Genomic DNA, 21,359 nt, shown 5'->3' with positions numbered 1-21,359 from the left:
TCGGTGGTCGCCATCGGGAAAAGTGTCCTCCGTCTCGGTCCTCGCCGAGGCCGCGTTCGCTATGCAGCCGCGACCCGTTCGTCGATGGGCGCCTGGTGCGGCACGGTCAGCAGCCCCAGCTCCGACCTCCCGAGCAGATCGTACGCCTGGTCGGTCGTCAGCGGGTGGAAGGGTCCCGCGCGCGCGTCGCGGTAGAGCCGTTCGAGCACGTGGCCGCGGCGGTAGCCCTGGCCGCCGACCAGCCGCAGCGCGGCGTCGGTGGCACGGATCGCGTTCTCGGTCGCGGTCACCTTGGCGACGTCGAGCCAGGCCGTCCGCGCCTGCGGATCCCACTCCGCGTCGCGGCCCTCGATCAGGATCCGCCCGGTGGCCTCCAGGGTCCGCGCCGCCGCCTCGGTCTCCAGCAGCATCCGGCCGAGCCCGTGCTGGACGAAGCCGATGCCCTTGAGCGCGACGTCGTCACCGGCGGTGGTCGCCCCGAGCGAGGTCCGCCGGAGGATCTCGCGGCACTCCAGGCCGGCCTTCTCCGCCAGCCCCTGGTAGACGCCGGCGAAGCTCATCGACGCCCACTCGAAATGGCCGAACAGCCCCTCGCGGAAGTTGCCGCCGTAGGCGTCCGCCGGCGCGTGGACGTCCTCGAAGATCACCGTGTGGGTGCCGGTGGCCCGCATCCCCATCGTGTCCCAGGTCTCCTTGATGGCGATCCCGGGCGCGTCGATCGGGAGCACGAAGACCGATTCGCGGGCGGCGTGCTCGCGGTGGTCGTCGGGCAGGGCGCCGTCGGCGCCGGTCACGGTCGCGTTGAAGGCGACGAGGTCGGCCCCCTGGCAGAGGGTGGCCCAGGTCTTGCGCCCGCTGATCCGCCAGCCGCCGGCGGCGTCCGGCACCGCGACGGTGTCGGCGAGCCCGGCCAGGCCGGCACGGTCCTCGCTGAAGCAGCCGCAGACGAGCTGGCCCTGCTCGACGACCAGGCCGAAGACGCGGGCCCTGGCGGCGTCGTCGAGCAGGCCGCGGAAGATGCCGACCATCGTCTGGTGCATGTTGAAGGCCAGCGCCGCCGCCGGATCGCCCTTGGCCAGCTCGCGCGAGACGAGCGTCGTCGTCCAGATGTCGCCGCCGAGCCCGCCGTACGCCTTCGGCACCGCCAGCGCGGGCAGGTTCGCCTCCTTGTAGAGCGGCACCAGCTCGGTCGGGAAGCGGTTGTCGGCGTCCGCCTGGGGACCGATCGCGGCGAACTCCGCGGCCAGTTCCCGCGCCCGCGCGAGGACCGCGGCCCGCTCGGCCTCCGTCATCTCCACGTCGTGCCGGCCCATGCCCGCTACTCCGTGTCGAGACCGCGCGGGAAGTAGCCGCGGTCGTCGCGCTCGGGCGTCCGCGCCCACGGCTGGGCGGAGTCGGTCCAGGCCTCCAGCTCGGGCGTCAGCCACGACGCGTCGTCGAGCGTGCCGGCCTTGATCCAGGCGACCTCGTCGGCGTCGGCCAGGATCGACATGATCGGCGACCCGCACTGGGGGCAGAAGTGGCGGTGGGCCGGCTGCCCGCGGTCGCTGCCGATCGTGTCGAAGACCTTCGTCTCGCCCTCCACGTGCAGGTCCTCGATCGCCACCCCGGCGATCACCGAGAACGCCGACGCGGTCTGCTTCTGGCAGTCGGTGCAGTGGCAGATCGCCGTCATGATCGGCTCCTCCCCGTCGACCGTGTAGCGGACGCTGCCACAGAGGCAACCGCCGTCGAGCTTGCCCATCGCTTCCTCCTCCTCGCTGGCCCGGACTACATCCGGAAGATCGGTTGACGCCGCGCGCCGAGCGGGGCGTTGGCGCAGGTCGACAGGGCCAGGCCGAGCACGTCGCGGGTCGACTCGGGCGCGATCACGCCGTCGTCCCACAGCCGCGCGCTCGAGTAGTAGGGGTGGCCCTGGGTCTCGAACTGGTCGCGGATCTCGCGCTTGCGGGCCTCGACCTTCTCGGGGTCGGTCTCGCGGCCGACGGTCGCGAGCACGTTGGCCGCCTGGTCGCCGCCCATCACCGAGATCCGGGCGTTCGGCCACATCCACAGGAAGCGCGGGAAGTACGGCCGCCCCGACATCCCGTAGTTGCCGGCCCCGAACGAGCCGCCGACGATCACCGTCAGCCGCGGCACGCGGGTGGTCGAGACGGCCGAGATCAGCTTCGCCCCGTCCTTCGCGATCCCGCCCGCCTCGGCGTCGCGGCCGACCATGAAGCCGGTGATGTTCTGCAGGAAGATCAGCGGGATCCCGCGCTGGTCGCACATCTCGATGAAGTGCGCGCCCTTGAGCGCGCTCGAGCTGAAGATCACGCCCTGGTTGGCGAGGATCCCGACCTGGTGGCCGTGGAGGTGCGCGAGGCCGCAGACGAGCGTCGTGCCGTAGCCGGCCTTGAACTCGTGGAAGCGGCTGCCGTCGACGATCCGGGCGATGATCTCGCGCGGGTCGTAGGGGGTCCGCAGGTCGGCGGGCACCGCGCCGGTCAGCTCGGCCGGGTCGACCGCCGGCGGCTCGGGGTCGCGCCGGCGCCACGGCAGCGGGCCCTTCTGCGGCAGGCTGGCGACGATCGAACGGACGATCGCCAGCGCGTCCTGGTCGTCGGCGGCCAGGTGGTCGGCGACCCCGGAGCGCTTGGTGTGCAGCTCGCCGCCGCCCAGCTCCTCGGCCGAGACCTCCTCGCCCGTCGCCGCCTTCACCAGCGGCGGGCCGCCGAGGAAGATCGTCCCCTGCTCCTTGACGATCACCGACTCGTCGCACATCGCCGGGACGTAGGCGCCGCCGGCGGTGCAGGAGCCGAGCACCGCCGCGATCTGGGGGATCCCCTCGGCCGAGAGGTTGGCCTGGTTGTAGAAGCTCTGGCCGAAGCCGCGGACGTCGGGGAACAGCTCGTCCTGGAGCGGCAGGTAGCCGCCGCCGGAGTCGACCAGGTAGACGCACGGCAGCCGGTTCTGGAGCGCGATCTCCTGCGCCCGCGTGTGCTTGCGGGCGGTCATCGGGAAGTACGAGCCGCCCTTGACGGTGGCGTCGTTGCAGACCACCAGCACCTCGCGGCCGGAGACCCGCCCGATCCCGGTGATGATCCCGGCGCCGGGGGCCTGGTCGTCGTACATCCCGTGGGCGGCCAGCGGCGACAGCTCCAGGAACGGCGAGCCGCGGTCGAGCAGCCGGTCGACCCGCTCGCGGGGCAGCAGCTTGCCGCGGGCGACGTGGCGCTCGGCCGCGCGGGGGCCGCCACCGGCCCGGACCCGCTCCAGCTGGGCCCGCAGGTCGGCGGCCAGCTCGGCGTGGGCGGCGGCGTTGGCCCGGAAGTCGTCGCTGCCCGGGTCAGCGTGGCTGCGCAGGACGACGCTCACGCGATCGCCTCCAGCTCGACCAGCGCCTGCCCCTGGCGGACGCTGTCGCCGACCGCGATCTGCACGTCGACCACCGTCGCGGCGATCGGCGCGACCAGCGTGATCTCCATCTTCATCGACTCCAGCACCACCAGCACGTCGCCCTCCTCGACCTCGGCGCCGCCGTGCGTCCGCACGTCGATCACCGTTCCCGGCATCGGCGCCTCCAGCGACCCCTCGCCGGCGGCGTCGGATCCCTCGACCACCGGCTCGCGGACGGTCAGCGCGAAGGCGTCCGCGCCAGCCGCCAGCCAGCGGCGCCCGTCGACGGTCGCGTGGTCCCAGCGGCGACCGCGGCCGTCGCGGACGACCCGCAGCCGCTGCGGCCCGAGCGCGGTCGCCGCGACGCTGGTCCGCTCGCCGTCGACCTCGACCAGCGCCCCGCCGGCCGGCCCGTCGACGCGGACCTCGTACGGCTCGGCCCGGCCCGGCGCCTCGATCTCCCAGACCACCGGCGCGCGGCCGTCGACCCGCCACGCGACCAGCGTGTCCCACGGGTCGGGCCCGCGGTCGCTCGCCAGGTCGAGGGTGCCGAGCAGCGCCAGCGCGACCGCCGCCTGCCGGGCCTCGTCCTCGCCCGGCAGCGCCGCCGCCGCGTCGCGCTCGATCAGGCCGGTGTCGAGCTCGCCGCGGACGACCTCGGGCACGGCCAGCAGCCGGGTCAGGAAGCCGGCGTTGGTCGTCACGCCGAGCACCCGCAGGTCGTCGAGCGCGCTCGTCAGCCGCGCGAGCGCCTGCGCCCGGTCCTCGCCGTAGGCGATCACCTTCGCCAGCAGCGAGTCGTAGTGGGGCGTGACGGTGCTGCCGACGGCGACGCCGCTGTCGACCCGCACCCCGGGACCGGTCGGCGGCCGCCAGAGGCCGACCTCGCCGGTCGCCGGTAGGAAGCCGTTGGCCGGGTCCTCGGCGCAGAGCCGGACCTCGATCGCCCAGCCGTCCAGCCGCACGTCCTGCTGGGCGAAGGTCAGCGGCCGGCCGGCGGCCACCAGCAGCTGCTGCTCGACCAGGTCGAGGCCGGTCACCAGCTCGGTCACCGGGTGCTCGACCTGGAGCCGGGCGTTGACCTCGAGGAAGAAGAACTGCTCCGGATCGTCAGCCGAGACGATGAACTCGGCGGTCCCGGCGCCGACGTAGCCCGCCTCGTGGGCGAGCCGGACCGCGGCCGCGCCGAGCCGCTCGCGCAGCGCCGGGGAGACGGTCGGCGACGGGCTCTCCTCGACGACCTTCTGGTGCCGCCGCTGGAGGCTGCACTCGCGCTCGCCCAGGTGGACGGCGGTGCCGTGGGCGTCGGCCAGCAGCTGGACCTCGATGTGCCGCGCCCGCTCGACGTAGCGCTCGATCAGCAGCGCGTCGTCGCCGAACCCGGCCAGCGCCTCGCGGCGGGCGGCCTGGAGCGCCTCGGGCAGCGCGCCGCGCTCGCGGACGATCCGCATCCCGCGGCCGCCGCCGCCCGCCGCCGCCTTGACCATCAGCGGGAACGCCTGCGGATGCTCGTCGGCGAACGCCAGCAGCTCGCCGTCGGTCAGGCCGGGGCGCTGGAGGCCCGGCAGCACCGGCACGTCGGCCGCCTCGGCGGCGAGCTTCGCCCGGACCTTGTCGCCGAGCGCCTCCATCGCCTCCGGCGGCGGCCCGATGAAGGCGATCCCGCGCTCGGCGCAGGCCCGCGCGAAGGCCGGGTTCTCGGACAGGAAGCCGTAGCCGGGGTGGATCGCCTCGGCCCCGGTCGCCTCAGCCGCGTCGAGCACCCGCTCGATCGACAGGTACGACTCGGCGGCCGGCGCCGGCCCCAGCCGCACCGCCTCGTCGGCCTCGGCCACGTGCAGCGCCCCGGCGTCGGCGTCGGAGTGGACGGCGACCGAGCGGATGCCGAGCCGGCGCAGGGTCCGGATCACCCGCACCGCGATCTCGCCGCGGTTGGCGACGAGCACGGTCGAGAACATCGGGCGCTCGCCGGTCACGAGCCGGCCACCCCCGCGGGCGCCGGGCCGAAGCGCGGCGCGCGGCGCTCGAGGAACGCCCGCAGGCCCTCGGCGAAGTCGGCCCCCGCGGCGCCGTCGGCGAGCGACCGGATCTCGTCCTCCAGCTGCCGCTCCAGCAGCGCGTCGGTCGTCTGCCGCAGCAGCCGCTTGGTGGCGGCGTGGGCTGCGCGCGGGCCGGCGGCCAACCGCAGCGCCAGCGCCCGCGCCTCCTCGGCGACCGCGTCGGCGGCGACGACGCGGCTGACGATCCCGGCCGCCCGCGCCTGCTCGGCGTCGAGCGTGGCGTCGCTCAGGTACAGGTCGAGCGCCCGCCGGTAGCCGAGGTCGCGGGCCAGGAAGTAGGTGCCGCCGGCGTCCGGGCTCAGGCCCAGGCGGCGGTAGGCGATCGTGATCGTCGTGCCCGGGTCGGCCAGCACCACGTCGTGGGCGGCCATCAGCCCGATCCCGCCGCCGGCGACCGGGCCGTGGACGGCGGCGATCGTGATCTTCGGCGAGCGGTGGATCGCCGCGACCAGCGGGTTGACGTCCTCGCCGACCTCGCGGATGTAGTCGTGGACGCCGTCGCCGAGGTCGGCGAAGGTCTTGACCGCGCCGCCGACCGACCACGAGAGGCCGCGGGCGGCGGTCACGATCGCGCCGACGTCGCGGCGGGCGCCGGCCTCCTCGACGCAGGCCCGCAGGTCGGCCGCCAGGTCGGCGTCGATCGCGTTGACCCCGGCCGGGTCGGAGAGCGTGATCGTGGCGACGCCGTCGGCGACGTCGAGCTGGGCGCGGGGCGCGCTCACGACCCGGCCCCCAGCAGCTCGCGGGCGATGATCACGCGCCGGATCTCGTTCGTCCCGGCCCCGATCTGGAGCAGCTTGCCGGCCCGGTAGAGCCGGTTGATCTCCATCTCCCAGATGTACCCGCCGCCGCCGTGGATCTGGAGTGCGTGGTCGGCGACCCGCATGATCATCAGCCCGGCCTGCAGCACCAGCGCCGCCGAGCGCTTGTGGACGCGGCTGCGCGCGGCGCCGTGCTCGATCGCGCTGACCTCGCGGCCGACGTCGTAGCAGAAGCTGCGCAGCACCTCGACCTCGGTGTAGACGTCGGCGAGCATCCCCTGGACCAGCTGGAACTCGCCGATCGCGCGGCCGAACTGGCGCCGCGAGCGGGCGTAGTCGACGGCCAGCTCGAGCGCCCGCTCGGCCATCCCGAGGATCATGAACGAGAGCCCGATCCGCTCCAGGTCGAGGCCGCTCATCACCACCGCGACGCCCTCGTTCTCGCGGCCGACCAGGTTCGCCGCCGGCACCCGGCAGCCGTCGAGCACGATCTCCGCGGTCTGGGTCCCGCGCATGCCCATCTTGACCAGCTTCTGGGCGACGTCGAAGCCGGGCGTCGCGGTCTCGACCAGGAACGCCGAGATGCCCTTCGCCCCGCGCTCGGGGGCGGTCTTCGCGTAGACCAGCGCGACGTCGGCCATCGGGCCGTTGGTGATGAAGATCTTCGTCCCGTCGAGGACGTACTCGTCGCCCTCGCGGCGGGCGGTCGTCGCCATCCCGCCGAGCGCGTCGGAGCCGGCGCCCGGCTCGGTCAGGCAGAGGCAGCCGACGGTGGTGCCCTCGCACATCCCCGGCAGGTAGCGCCGCCGCAGCTCGTCGCCGGCGTTGTGGAGGACGTTGTTCAGGCAGAGGTTCTCGTGGGCGAGGATGCCGAGCGAGATCGCCGGGTTCCAGCGCGCGACCGCCTGCAGCACCAGCCCGGAGGCGAAGAAGTCGAGCTCGGCGCCGCCGAGGTCGGCCGGGGCGGTGACCCCCAGGTAGCCGTTGGCCCCGAGCTTCGGGAAGGCGTCCGGCGGCCACCACTCCTCGTTGTCCATCCGCTCCTGGTGGTGCAGGAACTCGGCGCGGGCGAAGCGATCGACCTGCTCCAGGATCTCGCGGTGCTCGTCGCTCAGGCCGAACGACTGGCGGCTCTCGGTGATCACGGCGGACATGCGCTGGCTGGCCTCTCCTCGTCGCCCTCGTGCGGCGGGTCGCCGCACCTCGGGACGTCGACCCTAGGCCGGGCCGCCACCGCCGCTCGTCACCCCTTTGCGGGGTTCTCCTCACCGAACGGGGGAGTCCGTGCGGCCGCGACCGGCCGGCCACCTCTCGAAAGGGTGAGCTTGTTGCTCCGGACGGAAGAACATGGCGCTTCGGCGCTCGAACGGGCGCCAAGATCGCCCCCGGACCACCACGAGGGGAGAGCCATGACCACCACCGCCACCGTCGCCGGGACCACGATCGCCGACTTCGCGTTCCGGATCGGCGAGGCCTACGGCGACCGGCCGGCCGCGCGGTACCAGACCGCCCCCGGCGACTGGACCGACATCGCCTACGCCGACCTGTCCGCGCAGGCGATCGAGTTCGGGTCGGGGCTGCTCGACCTCGGCCTCGACCACGGCGACCGGGTCGCCGTCCTCGGCAGCACCCGTCCGCTCTGGTCGGTCGCCCACCTGGGCCTGACCGCGACCGGCGCGGTCCACGTCTCGGTCTACCCGACCAACGCGCCCGAGGAGTGCGCCTGGGTGGTCGGCAACTCGCAGTCGCGCGGGATCGTCTGCGAGGACGCCGAGCAGGTCGCCAAGATCCAGCAGGTCCGCGACCAGCTGCCCGCGCTGGAGTGGATCGTGATCCTCGACGGCGAGGCCGACGGCGCGATCGGGCTCGACGAGGTCCGGGCCCGCGGCCGCGCCCGCGGCGCCGCCGAGCTGCGCGAGCGGGCCGCCGCGGTCACCCCCGACGACGCCTACATGTTCATGTACACGTCGGGCACGACCGGGCCGCCGAAGGGCTGCGTGCTCTCGCACGGCAACTACCGGTTCATCCTCGACGCCGGCGACGAGCTGTCGAGCGTCGACCGCGACAGCACGATGTACCTGTTCCTGCCGCTGGCGCACGCCTTCGCGCTGCTCTTCCACCTGATCGTGCTCGACCACGGCGCGGTGCTCGTCTACTGGGGCGGCGACACGGCGCGGATCGTGCCGGAGCTGGCGCAGACGCGGCCGACGATCCTGCCCTCGGTGCCGCGGATCTTCGAGAAGATCTACGCCGCCGCGGTCGGCGGCCAGGAGCCCGAGGTCCGCGAACGGATGCTGGCCGCGGCCCGGGTCGGGCTCGAGGTCCGCGAGCGCGAGCTGCGGGGCGAGCCGGTGCCCGACGAGCTGCGCGCCGCCTTCGACGCCGGCGAGCAGGCGGTCTTCGCGAAGGTCCGGGGGCTGTTCGGCGGCAACCTGCGGCGGGCGATCAGCGGCGGCGCGCCGCTCTCGCGCGAGATCGCGGAGTTCCTCTGGGGCTGCGGCGTGCCGGTGACCGAGGGCTTCGGGATGACCGAGACCTCGACCGCCGCCGCGATGAACACGCTGGAGCACCACCGCTTCGGGACCGTCGGCCGCTCGCTGCCGGGCCAGGAGGCCGCGATCGCCGCCGACGGCGAGCTGCTGCTGCGCGGCCCCAACATCTTCCAGGGCTACCACGGGCTGGAGCAGGCCACCCGCGAGGCGATCGACGAGGACGGCTGGCTGCACACCGGCGACCTCGGCGCGATCGACGAGGACGGCTACATCTCGATCGTCGGCCGCAAGAAGGACATCATCATCACCGCCGGCGGCAAGAACCTGACCCCGGCGAACTTCGAGAACGACGTCAAGCGCTCGAAGTGGGTCAGCCAGGCGGTGATGCACGGCGACCGCCGCCCCTACCCGGTGGCGCTGATCACGCTCGACCCGGAGGCGATCGTCCCCTGGGCGCGGGAGCGCGGCCTGCCGACCGAGCTGGCCGCGCTGGCCGACCACGACGAGGTGCGGGCGCTGGTCCAGGCCGACGTCGACCGCGCCAACGCGAAGCTGGCCCGGGTCGAGCAGGTCAAGAAGTTCGCCCTGCTGCCCCGCGACCTGTCGCAGGAGGAGGGCGAGCTGACGCCGACGCTGAAGGTCAAGCGGAAGGTGGTCGACGAGCACTTCGCGGAGGCGATCGAGGCGCTCTACGCCTGACCGCCGGGCGCTTCGACCCGGATGGAGGAGGCAAGCTCCCCCCTGAGGGGATTTCGCACGGTCGGCCCGCTCCTACTGTCGCGGTAGAGCGATGCCGGGGGTTCCGGCGGGGAGGCGAGGACCGTGTTCTACGACGAGACCATTCCGGCGACGCCGGCGGACGAGATCGCCGCCGGCGACGCCCACGCCCCGTTCGCCACGGTGCCGGAGGCGATCGCGGAGCTGCGCGCCGGCCGGATGATCGTGGTCTGCGACGACGAGGACCGCGAGAACGAGGGCGACCTGACGATCGCCGCCGAGTTCGCGACGCCCGAGGCGATCAACTTCATGGCCACCCACGGCCGCGGGCTGATCTGCCTGGCGCTGACGCCGGAGCGCTGCCTGGAGATGGGCCTGCGGCCGATGACGACGCGCAACGAGGCGCCGCACGGGACCGCCTTCACCGTCTCGGTCGAGGCGCGGGAGGGCGTCACGACGGGGATCTCGGCCGGCGACCGGGCCCGCACGATCGCCGTCGCGATCGACCCCGCGGCCGGCCCCGGCGACCTGGTCTCGCCGGGGCACATGTTCCCGCTGACCGCGCGCGCCGGCGGCGTGCTCGAGCGCCGCGGGCAGACCGAGGCCGCGGTCGACCTCGCGCGGCTGGCGGGGCTGACCCCGGCCGGCGTCATCTGTGAGGTGATGAACGACGACGGGACGATGGCCCGCGTCCCCGACCTGGCCGGCTTCTGCGCGACCCACGGCCTGAAGATGGTCTCGGTCGCCGCGCTCGCCCGCTACCGCCGCCGCGAGGAGTCGCACGTCCGGCGCGTGGTCGGGACCCGGATGCCGAACGGGCTCGGCCCCTTCCAGGTGGTCGGCTACCGCGGGCTCGACGGCGCGCAGGAGCACGTGGCGCTGATCCACGGCGACGTCGGCGATCTGGAGCGGGTGCCGGTCCATGTCCACCGGGCCGACGTGCTCGGCGACGTGTTCGCGATCACCGACGGCGGCAGCGCGGTCAACGCGGCGATCCGCTGGATCCAGGACGCCGGCGCCGGGGTGCTGGTCTACCTGGCCGGCGAGGACCGGCTCGACGCGCTCGTCCGCCGGCTCGGCGGCACCGCCGAGCCGACCGTGGGCCCGGACTTCGCCGTCGCCGCCGAGGTCCTGGCCGACCTCGGGCTGTGGTCGGTCGAGCTGTGGTCGGCCGACCGCCCGGCGCTCGAGGAGCTGGCCGAGCGCGGCATCCGCGCCACCGTCCGCGACCGCCCCGAGCCCGCCGTCGCGCGCACGCCGATCGTCGGCGGCGTCGTCCCGACCGCCTGAAACGAGCAGGAGCGACCGATGAGCACCCCCGCCGACCTGATCACCCCGGCGACCTTCGCCGACGCGATGGCCGACCTGCCCGCCGGCGTCGCCGTCATCACCACCCGCGGCCCGGAGGGCCCGATGGGGCTGACGGTCACCTCGATGGGCCCGTTCACCGCCGCCCCGCCGTCGCTGATGGTGTCGGTCTCCCACAGCTCGCGCTCGTGCGATCCGCTGCTGTCCTGCAGCGACTTCGGCGTCCACGTGCTGGCCCGCGACCAGGAGCAGGTCGCGATGGCCTTCGTCCGCAAGGACGACGACAAGTTCGCCGGGCTCTCGTGGACCTGGGACGGCGACGTCCCGCGCCTGCGCGGCGCCCTCGCCTACCTGCGCTGCCACCGCGACACCGCCTTCACGCACCACGACCACAGCCTGCTGATCGGCACGATCGTCGCGATCGAGCGCGCCGCGGACGAGGACTCGGCGCCGCTGCTCTACCACCGCCGCCGCTTCTCCTGGAGCCTCCAGGACGACGGCGCCCACGCCGGCTGACCCGGAGCGACGCCGTGCCGACCGTGGTGCTGACGCTCGACGTGCGCGGTGGCCGCGAACGCGAGGCGCTGCGGGCCTGGGCCGGCGAGCAGCACCCCGGCGCGGCGGTCATCGACGAGCGCGACCCCGGCCTGGCGCCGCTGCTGGCCGACGCCGACGACCTGCTGGTGGCGCCGGCCCGGGTCAGCTGGGTCCCGAGCGAGGCCGATCGCGCGGGGCCGCTCGACGTCGCCGCCCGCGTCGTCGCCCGCCGTCCCTCGCCGGCGCTCCAGCGGCTGCTGCCGTCGCGGATCGGGCCGCGGGTCGCCGCCGGCGCCCCCGGCACGGTCGACGAGCTGCGGGCCCGCTTCCGGGCCGAGGCCAGCGGCAGCAGCCCGGCCGACTTCGCCCGCTTCGTGACCCAGCGCGGCGCGCTCGCCTGCGACCGGGCGGAGCGCTCGCTGCGCGGCGACCGCTTCAAGGTCCCCCGTCACGTCGCCGAGCAGATCGCCGGCAGCGCCCGCTTCGAGCGGCGGCTGACGCAGCTGGCGGCCGCGCTCGACCGGCCGCTCGACGAGGTCCGGCGCGAGGCCGGCGCCTGCCTGACCGAGCTGGCGACGGTCCAGAGCCCGCTCGGGACCGAGCTGTACCAGGCGTTCATGCGGCCGCTGCACGCGCGCGCCTGGACGGTCGAGGCCGACGCCGAGGGCTTCGCGCGGCTGCGGGCGCTGAACCGCGAGCACGCGCTGGTCTTCCTCCCGACCCACCGCTCGTACGTCGACCCGCTGGTGCTCCAGCAGGCACTGGCGGCCAACGACCTGCCGCCGAACCACATCCTCGGCGGCGCGAACATGTCGTGGTGGCCGCTCGGCCCGCTCGGGCGCCGCGCCGGGGTCGTCTTCATCCGCCGCAGCTTCGGCAGCGACGCCGTCTACAAGCTGGCGATCCGCGAGTTCCTCGGCCACCTGGTGGCCAAGCGGCTGAACCTGGAGTGGTACATCGAGGGCGGCCGAACCCGGACCGGCAAGCTGCGGCCGCCGAAGCTGGGGCTGCTGCGGTACCTGGCCGAGGCGCTGGAGGACGACCGCGCCGAGGACGTGCTGCTGGTGCCGGTCTCGATCGTCTACGACCGGCTGCGCGAGGCCGGGACGATGACGGCCGAGCAGACCGGCGGCACCAAGCAGCGCGAGGACCTGCGCTGGTGGGCGCGCTACGTGCGCTCGCAGTCGCTGCACGTCGGCAAGGCCCGGATCCACGTCGGCGAGCCGTTCCGCTTCCGCGAGGCGCTGCGCGAGGCCGGCGAGGGACCGGCCCAGCTCGACAAGGTCGCGTTCCGGATCTGCGACGCGATCAACGCGGTCACGCCGGTGACCTCGACCTCGCTCGTCACGCTGGCGCTGCTCGGTGCCCGCGGGACCGCGCTCGACGTGGCCCAGATCGAGGCCCTCAGCGCACCGCTGCTGGACTACGTGGAGCGTCGCGGCCTGCGCGGCCCGGTCGCGGAGCTGCGGCGGCCGGCCGGGCTCCGGCGCGGGCTCGAGAGCCTGGTCGAGGCCGGCGTGCTGCTGCGCTACGACGACGGCACCGAGCCGGTCTGGTCGATCGCCGACGGCCGCCACCACGTCGCCGCGTTCTACCGCAACGGGGTCCTCCACCACGTCGTCGATCGCGCGATCGTCGAGGTCGCGCTGCTGCGGCTGGCCCGCGACGGCGGGGTGGCGGGCGCCGACGCCGCGGCCCGCGGCTGGGCCGAGGTGCTGGCCCTGCGCGACCTGCTGAAGTTCGAGTTCTTCTTCGCCGAGAAGCCGCGCTTCCGCGAGCGGCTGGAGCAGGAGCTGGGGCTGCTCGGCGGCACGACGGACGGACTCGACGGCGCGGCCGCCGACGCGCTGCTGCGGACGGCGCCGATGCTGCTGGCCGAGCGGGTGCTGGGCTCGTTCGTCGACGCCCAGCTGGTCGTCGCCGAGCGGCTGGCCGCGCGCGAGCCGCGGCGGGCCGTCGAGCGCGAGCCGTTCCTGGGCGAGTGCCTGGACGTCGGCCGCCAGCTGCTGCTGCAACGGCGGATCGTCCACCCCGAGGCGCTCGGGCGCGAGTCGTTCGACGCCGCCCTGCGGCTGGCCGCCAACCGCGATCTCGTCGACCCCGGCCGCGACGAGCTGCGCGCGCGCCGCCGACGCTGGCGGGACGAGGTCCGGGCGTTGCGCGACGACCTGCTCGCGCTCGGCGAGCTCGACCGCCGGGAGGCCGACCGATGACGACCCTCGACGAGCTGCTGGCGCGGATCGAACGCGCGCCGGCCGGACCGGCGGTGCTGGCCGCCTTCGACTACGACGGGACGATCGTCGCCGGCTACTCGGCGACCGCGTTCTACGCCCACCGGCTGCGCCAGCGCCAGATCGGGCTCGGCGAGCTGGCCGAGCTGCTGCGCGCGCGCCGCCGGGGCCTGGTCGACGACGCCGCGTTCGCCGGCTTCCTCGATGCCTCGCTGGCGCGGCTGGCCGGCCACGACGCCGACGAGCTGCACGCGCTCGGCCGGCGGCTGTTCAAGCAGCGGATCGCCGCCCAGCTGCGGCGCGAGACCTACGCCCTGATCGAGGCCCACCGCCGCCGCGGCCACACGCTGGTGCTCGCGTCGTCGGCGCTGCCGTTCCAGACCGAGCCGGCGGCCGACGCGCTCGAGCTGGACCGCGTCCTCTGCACCCGCGCGGCGGTCCGCGACGGGCGCCTGACCGGACGCCGCGACGGTCCGCCGCTGTGGGGCGTCGAGAAGGCCGCCGCCCTGACCCGGCTGGCCGACCGGCTGGGGGCCGACGTCGGCGCCTCGTTCGCCTACTCGAACGGCGGCGAGGACGTGCCCTTCCTGGCCGCCGTCGGCCACGGCGCGGCGATCGCCCCCGACGACGACCTGCGGCGCGCCGCCGCCCGCCACGGCTGGCCGCTGCTGGAGTGCCGCGAACCGGCGCCGCGGCCGCGCGCCGGCGACGTCGCCCGCACCGTCGGGCTCTACGGCGGCTTCGCCGCGGCGATGGGCACGGCGACGGGGGTCGGCCTCGCCCGCCGCTCGCGGCCGGCGTTCCTCGACCTGGCGATCGGGGTCGGCGCCGACGTCAGCCTGGCCGCGGCCGGCGTCGACGTCCGGGTCCTGCGCGGCGCCGAGCACCTGTGGTCGGCGCGGCCGTGCGTCTTCGTCTTCAACCACAGCAGCAAGCTCGACGCGATCGTGATGATGAAGCTGCTGCGCGAGGGCTTCACCGGGATCACCAAGGCCGAGGCGAAGAAGGTGCCGATGTTCGGCCAGCTCTTCCAGCTGGCCGGGATGGCGATGATCGACCGCAGCGACGGCCGGGCGGCGATCGCCCAGATGCAGCCGGTGGTCGAGCAGCTCCGCCGCGGCGTCTCGCTGGCCGTCTCCCCCGAGGGCACCCGCACCCCGACCCCGCGCCTGGGACCGTTCAAGAAGGGACCGTTCCACGTCGCGATGCAGGCCCAGGTGCCGATCGTGCCGATCGTCTTCCGCGGGATCGACGAGGTCCAGTGGCGGGGCGCGCAGCTCGTGCGGCCCGGGACCGTCGAGGTGGTCGTGCTGCCGCCGGTCGCCACCGGCGAGTGGCGGCCGGAGACCGTCGCCGTCCACCGCGACCACGTCCGCGAGCTGATGCTGGCGGCGCTCGACGACTGGCCCGCCGCGGCCCCGGCCCGGCTGCCCGCGGGAGCGGCCCGATGACCCGGCCGCCGGCGATCGGCGTGCTCGGCGCCGGGTCCTGGGGGACGACCGTCGCCTCGATCGCCGCCGCCAACGCCCCGACCACGCTCTGGGCCCGCGACCCGGCCCAGGCGGACGAGATCGACCGCGAGCACCGCAACCGCCGCTACCTGGGCGATCGCGCGCTGCACCCGCGGCTGCGGGCCAGCGGCGATCTCGAGGCGGTCGTCGCCGCCAGCGACGTGCTGGTGCTGGCGGTGCCGTCGCGGGCGCTGCGCGAGACCGCGGTCGCCGCCGCCGCCCATCTGCGGCCGTGGGTGCCGCTGGTGTCGCTGGTCAAGGGGCTCGAGGTCGGCACGCGGCTGCGGCCCAGCGAGGTCCTCGGCCAGGAGCTGCCGCAGCACCCGGTCGCCGTCCTCTCCGGGCCCAACCTGGCCCGCGAGGTGCTCGACGGGATGGCCGCCGCGTCGGTCGTCGCGACCGCCGACGACCACGTCGCCCGCGCGCTCCAGCGGCTCTTCCGCGCCGACCTCTTCCGGGTCTACCGCAACGCCGACGTGATCGGCTCGGAGCTCGGCGGGATCCTCAAGAACGTGGTCGCGATCGCGACCGGGATGGCCGACGGGCTCGGCGTCGGCGACAACACCCGCGCGATGGTGATCACCCGCGGACTGGCGGAGATGACGCGCCTGGGCGTCGCGCTCGGGGCCGAGGCCGCGACCTTCGCCGGGCTGACCGGGATGGGCGACCTGATCGCCACCTGCACCAGCCCGCTGTCGCGCAACCGCCGCGTCGGCGTCGCGCTCGGCGAGGGCCGCGCGGTGGCCGAGATCGTGGCCGAGATGGACCAGGTCGCCGAGGGGCTGGTGACCGTCCGGCCGGTGGTCGAGCTGGCCGCCCGCCACGGCGTCGACGTGCCGATCGCGGCCGAGGTCGACGCGGTCGTCAACGCCGGCCGCCGGCCCGCCGAGGCCTACCGCGGCCTGCGCCGGATCGCGCCCGAGAGCGAGGGGCACGCGGTCGCATGAGCACGACGTCGATCTGGCAGAGCGGCGACCTGACGCCGATCGAGGCGGTGATGTGGCGGGCCGAGGCCGACCCGGCGCTCAGCTCGACGGTGGTGGCGCTGGAGATCCTCGACCGCTGCCCCGAGTGGGAGCGGCTGTCGGCGGCCCACGAGTGGGGCAGCCGGATGGTGCCGCGGTTCCGCGAGCGGGTGGTCGAGGGACCGCTGGGGCTGGCCGGGCCGACCTGGGCCCCCGACCCCGACTTCGACCTCGGCCGCCACCTGCACCGGACCGCGCTGGCGCCCGGCGAGGACTGGCCGGCGCTGCTGGAGCGAGTCGCGCGGATCGCCCAGGCGCCCTTCGACCGCACCCGGCCGCCGTGGGAGGCGGTGCTCGTCGACGGTCTCCCCGACGGCCGCGCCGCCTACGTCCTGAAGCTGCACCACGCCACGCTCGACGGCGCCGCCGGGATGCAGCTGCTCGGCGGCCTCCACTCCCGCCGGCGCGCGCCGACGCCCGACAAGCCGCGCCCGCACGATCCGGCCGGACCGCGCCCCGGACCGCTGGCCGTCCGCCTGCGGCGCGACGCCCGCGACCTGGCGCGGGTGGCCCGCGGCCTGCCGCGCGTCGTCCGCCGCCCGCTGACCGCCGCGCTCGACGCCGCCGGCTACGCCCGCTCGCTGCGGCGGGTGCTGGGGGCGGCCCGCTCGACGCCCTCGCCGCTGCTGGCCGCCCGCGACGGCCACTGGTGCTTCCACGCGATCGACGTCCCGCTCGACGGGCTGCGCGCCGCCGCCCGCAGCGCCGGGGCGACCCTCAACGACGCCTTCCTGGCCGCGCTGCTCGGGGGCTTCGCGCGCTACCACGACGCGCTCGGGTCGCCGCGGTCGGCGCTGCCGATCGCGATCCCGATCTCGATCCGGCGGCCGGACGACCCGGCCGGCGGCAACCGCTTCGCCGCCGCCCGGATCGACGGGCCGCTGGGGCCCGCCGACCCGGTCGCGCGGATGCGGGCGATCGGCGAGGCGGTCCGCGGGGTCCGGGACGAGCGCGCGCTCGACGCCGTCGGCGCGCTGGCGCCGGTGCTCGCGCGGCTGCCGGCGCCGCTGCTGTCGCGGCTGGTCGCCCAGGTCGCCGGCGCCAGCGACCTGCAGGCCAGCAACGTGCCGGGCATCCGCGAGACGGTCTACCTGGCCGGGGCCCGGGTCGAGCGGCTCTACGGCTTCGGGCCGCTGCCGGGCTGCGCGGCGATGATCCTGCTCGTCAGCCACGGCGACAGCTGCTGCGTCAGCGTCAACCACGACCGGGCCGCGATCACCGACCCCGAGCGGTTCCTGGACGCGCTCGCGGCCGGCTTCGACGAGCTGCTGGCGCTGGCGCCGGGGGCCGTCCCGGCGACGGCGACGGTGCGCCGATGACGATCGCCCCGCTGCACCGCGGCGGCGACGGCACGCCGCTGGTCCTGCTGCACGGCTTCACCGGCTCGTGGCGGGTCTGGCGGCCGCTGATGCCCGCGCTCGAGGCCCACCACGACGTGCTCGCGCCGTCGCTGCCCGGCCACGCCGGCGCCGCTCCGCCGCCGCCGGCGGCCCGGCTCGGGGTGCCGTCGCTGGTCGACGCGGTCGAGGCCCAGCTCGACGCGGCGGGGATCGCGACCGCCCACCTCGCCGGCAACTCGCTCGGGGGCTGGGTGGCGCTCGAGCTGGCCCGCCGCGGCCGCGCGCGCTCGGTCGTCGCGCTGTCGCCGGCCGGTGCCTGGAGCAGCCGCCGCGACCTCGACCGGGTGATCCGGATCATCCGCGGCAGCCACCAGGCGCTGCACCGCGCACCGGCGCTCTCCGACCGGCTGCTGCGGCAGCCGTGGGCGCGCCGGATCGGGCTGCGGGCCGTCGCCGAGCGCGGCGACCACGTGCCGCTGGCCGACGCGCTCGACCTGGTCGCGGACGCCCGCGCCTGCACGATCGTGCCGGCGTTCCTGGACTGGGTCGCCGGCGACCGGCCGCTGCGCGGCGGGCCGCCGCTCGACGCCCCGCTGACCGTCGCCTGGGCCGAGCGCGACCGGACGCTGCCCTTCGACCGCTACGGTCGGCCGTGGCTGGAGGCCAGCGGTGCCGCCGAGCTGGTGCGGCTGCGCGGCGTCGGCCACGTCCCGATGCTCGACGACCCGGCCCTCGTGGCCCGCACGATCCTGAACGCGGCTCGCCGCGTCGACCACGCCCACGGAGCGCTCCAGCCATGACCGCCACCACCGACCTCCTCGACGGCCGCGACGGACGGATCGCCGTCCACCGCTGGTCGCCGCCCGTCCCCCGCGGACTGCTGCTGCTGGCCCACGGCTACGGCGAGCACGCCGGCCGCTACGCCGGTCTCGGCGAGCACCTGGCCGCCCGCGGCTGGCGGGTCGTCGCCCCCGACCACGCCGGCCACGGCTGCTCGGACGGCGAGCGGGCGCTGCTGCCCGACCTCGAGCGGCTGGCCGACGACCTGGCCCTGGTCGGCGAGCGGGCCCTCGCCGACGCGCCCGAGCTGCCGCTGGCGCTGCTGGGCCACTCGCTCGGCGGGATCGTGGCCACCCGCCTGGCCCAGCGACGACTGCTGCCGCTGGCCGGGCTGGCGCTGAGCGGCCCCGTGATCGGCGGCAACCCGGAGATCCTCGCGCTGCTCGACCTCGACCCGATCCCCGAGGTCCCGATCGACCCGGCGATCCTGTCGCGCGATCCGGCCGTCGGCGCCGCCTACGCCGCCGACCCGCTCGTCCACCACGGGCCGTTCCGGCGCGAGACGCTGGAGGGCGTGGCCGCCGCGGTGGCCGCGATCGCGGCGGCGCCGCCGCTCGGCGACCTGCCGCTGCTGTGGCTGCACGGCGAGGAGGACGCGCTGGCGCCGCTGGCCGTCACCCGCACCGCGATCGGCGGGCTCGGGGCGACCGCGGTCGAGCAGCATGTCTACCCCGGCGCCCGCCACGAGGTCCTCAACGAGACCAACCGCGACGAGATCCGCGCCGACCTCGACCGGTTCCTCGACCGGCTGCTCGTCGGCTGACGGCGGCGGGGGCGGGGGCGGCCACGCGCGGCGGCCGCCCCCGCCGGGTCACGGCCGGGTCCCGTCCCAGGTCGGCCGGGTGCCGTTCCAGTTGCCGTCGCCGGTCCGCTTGAGGCCGGGGGCGCCGGCCTGCCGGTAGAGCCCGTCCGGGTCGTAGACCTGGGTGTCCTCGTAGGGCCACGGCTGGGCCAGCTTGTCGGTCTGGCCGGTGAAGCGCAGCGTGCCCATCCCGACCAGGCAGACCACGTAGGCGAGGGCGATGATCGACCAGGCCGCGGCGAACTCGGTGAAGCGCGGGAAGCGGGCGAAGGTCCGCAGCTTGCGCGCCAGCCGCCGCTGCGGCGTCCGGCCCTCGGCGTCGCGGTAGAACAGCAGGCAGGTCGCCATCATCGTCAGCTCGAACAGCAGCGGCTCCCACAGCAGCTGCGCCTGCGACGTGTCGCCGCCGGAGATCAGCGGCCCCGGCGCCTGGCTGAAGATGAACGCCTCGGTCACGGTGCCGGCCCGGAAGCCGGCCAGGTCGAGGGTGAAGGTGACGCACTTGCAGACGATCAGGAGGCTGATCAGCGGGTGCCGCTGCATCCACGTGTCCGGGCCCTTGCGGCGTTGCGCCCGGTTGCGCAGCCGGCCCCAGATCCAGTGCGTCAGCAGCGCCGGATAGACCAGCCAGACCATGTAGAGCGGGAAGAAGAAGACCGGCTCGAAGGTCGGGGCCAGATCGGACCAGAACGGGATCGTCCCGTGCGGGATGTGCAGGAACCGCGGGTCGGTCGGGAAGTACCCGAGCCAGTTGTAGAACGGGTCGAAGAAGTACATCCCGCCGGCGGCGAAGGTCACCAGCAGTCCGTTCTCCAGCTTCCGCGAGCGCCACGAGCGCCAGCCGAAGACCCCGAGCAGGATCGCCGCGCCGCCGAACCCGACCGCCTGCCACAGCTGCGGCCAGTAGTCGAAGCCCAGGAACGGGGCGTTCGCGCGCGGGTTGCCGTTGACCCAGTGGGTGCCGATCGGGTTCGGGTCGCGGAGCGCGCCGGGGCCGGTCTCGGCCACGGCCAGCATCGCGCCGAAGATCAGCGCCAGGACGCCGAACGCGACGACGAGCCAGCGGCGCGAGGGCGCCGGCTCGTCGGGGTCGGCCAGGAGCGGCGTCGGCGGCCGGGGCGCTGGGCCCAGCCGCGGCGCCGTGGTCTCGATCGCGCTCATGACGTCAGGCGGCCGCGGCGTCCTTCTCGCCCACCAGGTCGCGGTAGAGCGGGAAGAGCGGCTTGGTCACCGGGACCAGCTTGAGGATCTTGCTGACCGGCCCGCGGGCCTTGACCTTGCCCTTGGCCAGCCCGACCGCGAGGTTGTACTCGCCGCGCCAGTACTTGTCGGCGATGTCGGCCGGCATCCACAGCTTGACGTCGGCGTCGGGCTCGTCGCCGCCGTCGACGACCTCCATCGGGTCGCTCATCCGGATCGTCAGCGAGCTGTCCGGGTCGGTGTAGTAGACCTGCATCACGACGTTCGAGGCGCGCAGCTTCGGCCCCGCCTCGGGGTGCTCGCTCGCCTGGCGGAAGACCCCGCCGATGTACTGGTAGACCTCGTCGGCGTCCTTGAAGAAGGCCATCTCGTCGCTCCTCGTCCTTGGTGGTCGCGAGCCGTCGAGGGGCACCGGCCCCACGGCGGTCTCCTGCGGGCAGACTCGCCGGCCGCCGATGGGGCGGACATCTCTCCCCAGGAGGAGATCCGTCCATCGAACGGTGCCGCCCGCTCGCGGTCGCAGGCCGCCGCTGCCCCCATCGGAGGAGGGCCTTCCTCCGATCCGAGGACGTTCGCTCCGGAGACCCCGTGGGAGCCTGGCGAGGTTGGTGCCGGTGCCTCGCGCGTCGGCTGGAGAGCGTGGAGAGCGCCGCCGCGGGCGGCGGGAGGAGTGGTGCGCGTGCAGCGGCAGACGGTCGACCCACAGGAATTCGTCCAACGGCTCGAGGCGTTCTTCGCCCGGGCGGCGCAGCAGCCGGAGCTGGCCGAGCGGATGTCGTTCGCCCGGACCACCGTCGCGCTGCACCTGACCGACGCCCCCGAGGGCACCGGCTGCACGCTCTACCTGGCGGGGACGCCGATCGAGGCCCGGGCCGGCGTCGACGAGCGGGCCGAGATCCACCTCCGCGCACCGACGCCGCTGTGGCTCGACATGCTGGCGGACCGGCTGCCGCTGCCGATCGCCGTCGCCCAGGGCAAGGTCGAGTACTCCGGGCCGGTCCGCAAGTTCCTGCGGGTGGCCCCGATCCTCAAGGGCTTCGACTTCGACGTCTGGCGCGGCCAGGTCGGCAGCGCGCCGGACGCGGTCCCGAACCCGGGCATGGACGCGGCCCTCGGGCGGGTCCGCTCCTGACCGCCGCGGCGGTCCGGCCCGCACG

The 21,359-nt window shown here is 75.3% G+C and carries 18 protein-coding genes; 10 read left to right on the top strand and 8 right to left on the bottom strand.

Annotated elements, in window-relative coordinates:
• Positions 1-59 precede the first annotated feature (59 nt).
• The 6 genes from SH587_RS16980 to SH587_RS16955 are packed head-to-tail and all read right to left on the bottom strand — an operon-like array spanning position 60 to position 7,353.
• Positions 60-1,313: an acyl-CoA dehydrogenase family protein gene (locus tag SH587_RS16980; RefSeq protein WP_320671830.1), complete on the bottom strand. Its 1,254-nt coding sequence runs from the start codon at positions 1,311-1,313 to the stop codon at positions 60-62.
• 5 nt (positions 1,314-1,318) lie between these two features.
• Entirely contained in the window at positions 1,319-1,744 is a 426-nt protein-coding gene (locus SH587_RS16975) for a GFA family protein (protein ID WP_320671829.1), read from the bottom strand.
• A 26-nt stretch (positions 1,745-1,770) separates the two neighbouring features.
• On the bottom strand, positions 1,771-3,357 hold the full coding sequence (locus tag SH587_RS16970; protein ID WP_320671828.1) for an acyl-CoA carboxylase subunit beta: 1,587 nt from the start codon (positions 3,355-3,357) through the stop codon (positions 1,771-1,773).
• On the bottom strand, positions 3,354-5,354 hold the full coding sequence (locus SH587_RS16965; protein ID WP_320671827.1) for an ATP-binding protein: 2,001 nt from the start codon (positions 5,352-5,354) through the stop codon (positions 3,354-3,356). Before SH587_RS16965 ends, SH587_RS16970 begins: the two co-directional genes overlap by 4 nt.
• The gene (locus SH587_RS16960) at positions 5,351-6,160 is read right to left on the bottom strand and encodes an enoyl-CoA hydratase/isomerase family protein (RefSeq protein WP_320671826.1); all 810 of its coding nucleotides are present in this window, start codon (positions 6,158-6,160) and stop codon (positions 5,351-5,353) included. The genes SH587_RS16965 and SH587_RS16960 overlap by 4 nt, the downstream gene beginning before the upstream one ends.
• Entirely contained in the window at positions 6,157-7,353 is a 1,197-nt protein-coding gene (locus SH587_RS16955) for an acyl-CoA dehydrogenase family protein (RefSeq protein ID WP_320671825.1), read from the bottom strand. The genes SH587_RS16960 and SH587_RS16955 overlap by 4 nt, the downstream gene beginning before the upstream one ends.
• Positions 7,354-7,608: 255 nt before the next feature.
• On the opposite strand from SH587_RS16955, the gene SH587_RS16950 reads away from it, so the two are divergent.
• The 9 genes from SH587_RS16950 to SH587_RS16910 all read left to right on the top strand — a co-directional run bounded on the left by SH587_RS16950 (position 7,609) and on the right by SH587_RS16910 (position 18,963).
• Positions 7,609-9,390, top strand: coding sequence for an AMP-dependent synthetase/ligase (locus SH587_RS16950; protein ID WP_320671824.1), 1,782 nt, complete (start codon positions 7,609-7,611; stop codon positions 9,388-9,390).
• 123 nt (positions 9,391-9,513) lie between these two features.
• Positions 9,514-10,698 carry a 3,4-dihydroxy-2-butanone-4-phosphate synthase gene (gene ribB / locus SH587_RS16945; RefSeq protein ID WP_320671823.1) on the top strand — a complete coding sequence of 395 codons (1,185 nt, stop codon included), beginning with the start codon at positions 9,514-9,516 and terminating at the stop codon, positions 10,696-10,698.
• Positions 10,699-10,716: 18 nt separating this feature from the next.
• Entirely contained in the window at positions 10,717-11,232 is a 516-nt protein-coding gene (locus SH587_RS16940; RefSeq protein WP_320671822.1) for a flavin reductase family protein, read from the top strand.
• 14 nt (positions 11,233-11,246) lie between these two features.
• Positions 11,247-13,466, top strand: a complete 2,220-nt coding sequence (locus SH587_RS16935; protein ID WP_320671821.1) for a glycerol-3-phosphate 1-O-acyltransferase — start codon at positions 11,247-11,249, stop codon at positions 13,464-13,466.
• Positions 13,463-14,935, top strand: coding sequence for an HAD-IB family hydrolase (locus tag SH587_RS16930; protein ID WP_320671820.1), 1,473 nt, complete (start codon positions 13,463-13,465; stop codon positions 14,933-14,935). The genes SH587_RS16935 and SH587_RS16930 overlap by 4 nt, the downstream gene beginning before the upstream one ends.
• The gene (locus tag SH587_RS16925) at positions 14,932-15,942 is read left to right on the top strand and encodes an NAD(P)H-dependent glycerol-3-phosphate dehydrogenase (RefSeq protein ID WP_320671819.1); all 1,011 of its coding nucleotides are present in this window, start codon (positions 14,932-14,934) and stop codon (positions 15,940-15,942) included. Before SH587_RS16930 ends, SH587_RS16925 begins: the two co-directional genes overlap by 4 nt.
• Positions 15,939-17,339 carry a wax ester/triacylglycerol synthase family O-acyltransferase gene (locus SH587_RS16920; RefSeq protein ID WP_320671818.1) on the top strand — a complete coding sequence of 467 codons (1,401 nt, stop codon included), beginning with the start codon at positions 15,939-15,941 and terminating at the stop codon, positions 17,337-17,339. The genes SH587_RS16925 and SH587_RS16920 overlap by 4 nt, the downstream gene beginning before the upstream one ends.
• Entirely contained in the window at positions 17,336-18,160 is an 825-nt protein-coding gene (locus tag SH587_RS16915) for an alpha/beta fold hydrolase (protein WP_320671817.1), read from the top strand. The genes SH587_RS16920 and SH587_RS16915 overlap by 4 nt, the downstream gene beginning before the upstream one ends.
• A complete protein-coding gene (locus SH587_RS16910; protein WP_320671816.1) occupies positions 18,157-18,963 on the top strand; it encodes an alpha/beta hydrolase in 807 nt (268 codons plus the stop codon). The genes SH587_RS16915 and SH587_RS16910 overlap by 4 nt, the downstream gene beginning before the upstream one ends.
• Positions 18,964-19,011: 48 nt before the next feature.
• Here the strand turns inward: SH587_RS16910 and SH587_RS16905 are convergent, their stop codons facing one another.
• The gene (locus tag SH587_RS16905) at positions 19,012-20,163 is read right to left on the bottom strand and encodes a spirocyclase AveC family protein (RefSeq protein WP_320671815.1); all 1,152 of its coding nucleotides are present in this window, start codon (positions 20,161-20,163) and stop codon (positions 19,012-19,014) included.
• A gap of 4 nt (positions 20,164-20,167) precedes the next feature.
• On the bottom strand, positions 20,168-20,569 hold the full coding sequence (locus SH587_RS16900; RefSeq protein WP_320671814.1) for an SCP2 sterol-binding domain-containing protein: 402 nt from the start codon (positions 20,567-20,569) through the stop codon (positions 20,168-20,170).
• A 312-nt stretch (positions 20,570-20,881) separates the two neighbouring features.
• Here SH587_RS16900 and SH587_RS16895 point away from each other — a divergent pair, with 312 nt between their 5' ends.
• A complete protein-coding gene (locus SH587_RS16895; RefSeq protein ID WP_320671813.1) occupies positions 20,882-21,334 on the top strand; it encodes an SCP2 sterol-binding domain-containing protein in 453 nt (150 codons plus the stop codon).
• The last annotated feature ends 25 nt before the right edge of the window (positions 21,335-21,359 follow it).

Source organism: Patulibacter defluvii (assembly GCF_034096925.1).
GTDB lineage: Bacteria > Actinomycetota > Thermoleophilia > Solirubrobacterales > Solirubrobacteraceae > Patulibacter > Patulibacter defluvii.
Note: the sequence above shows the minus strand (reverse complement) of the source record. Positions and strands in the feature narration are given on the sequence as shown.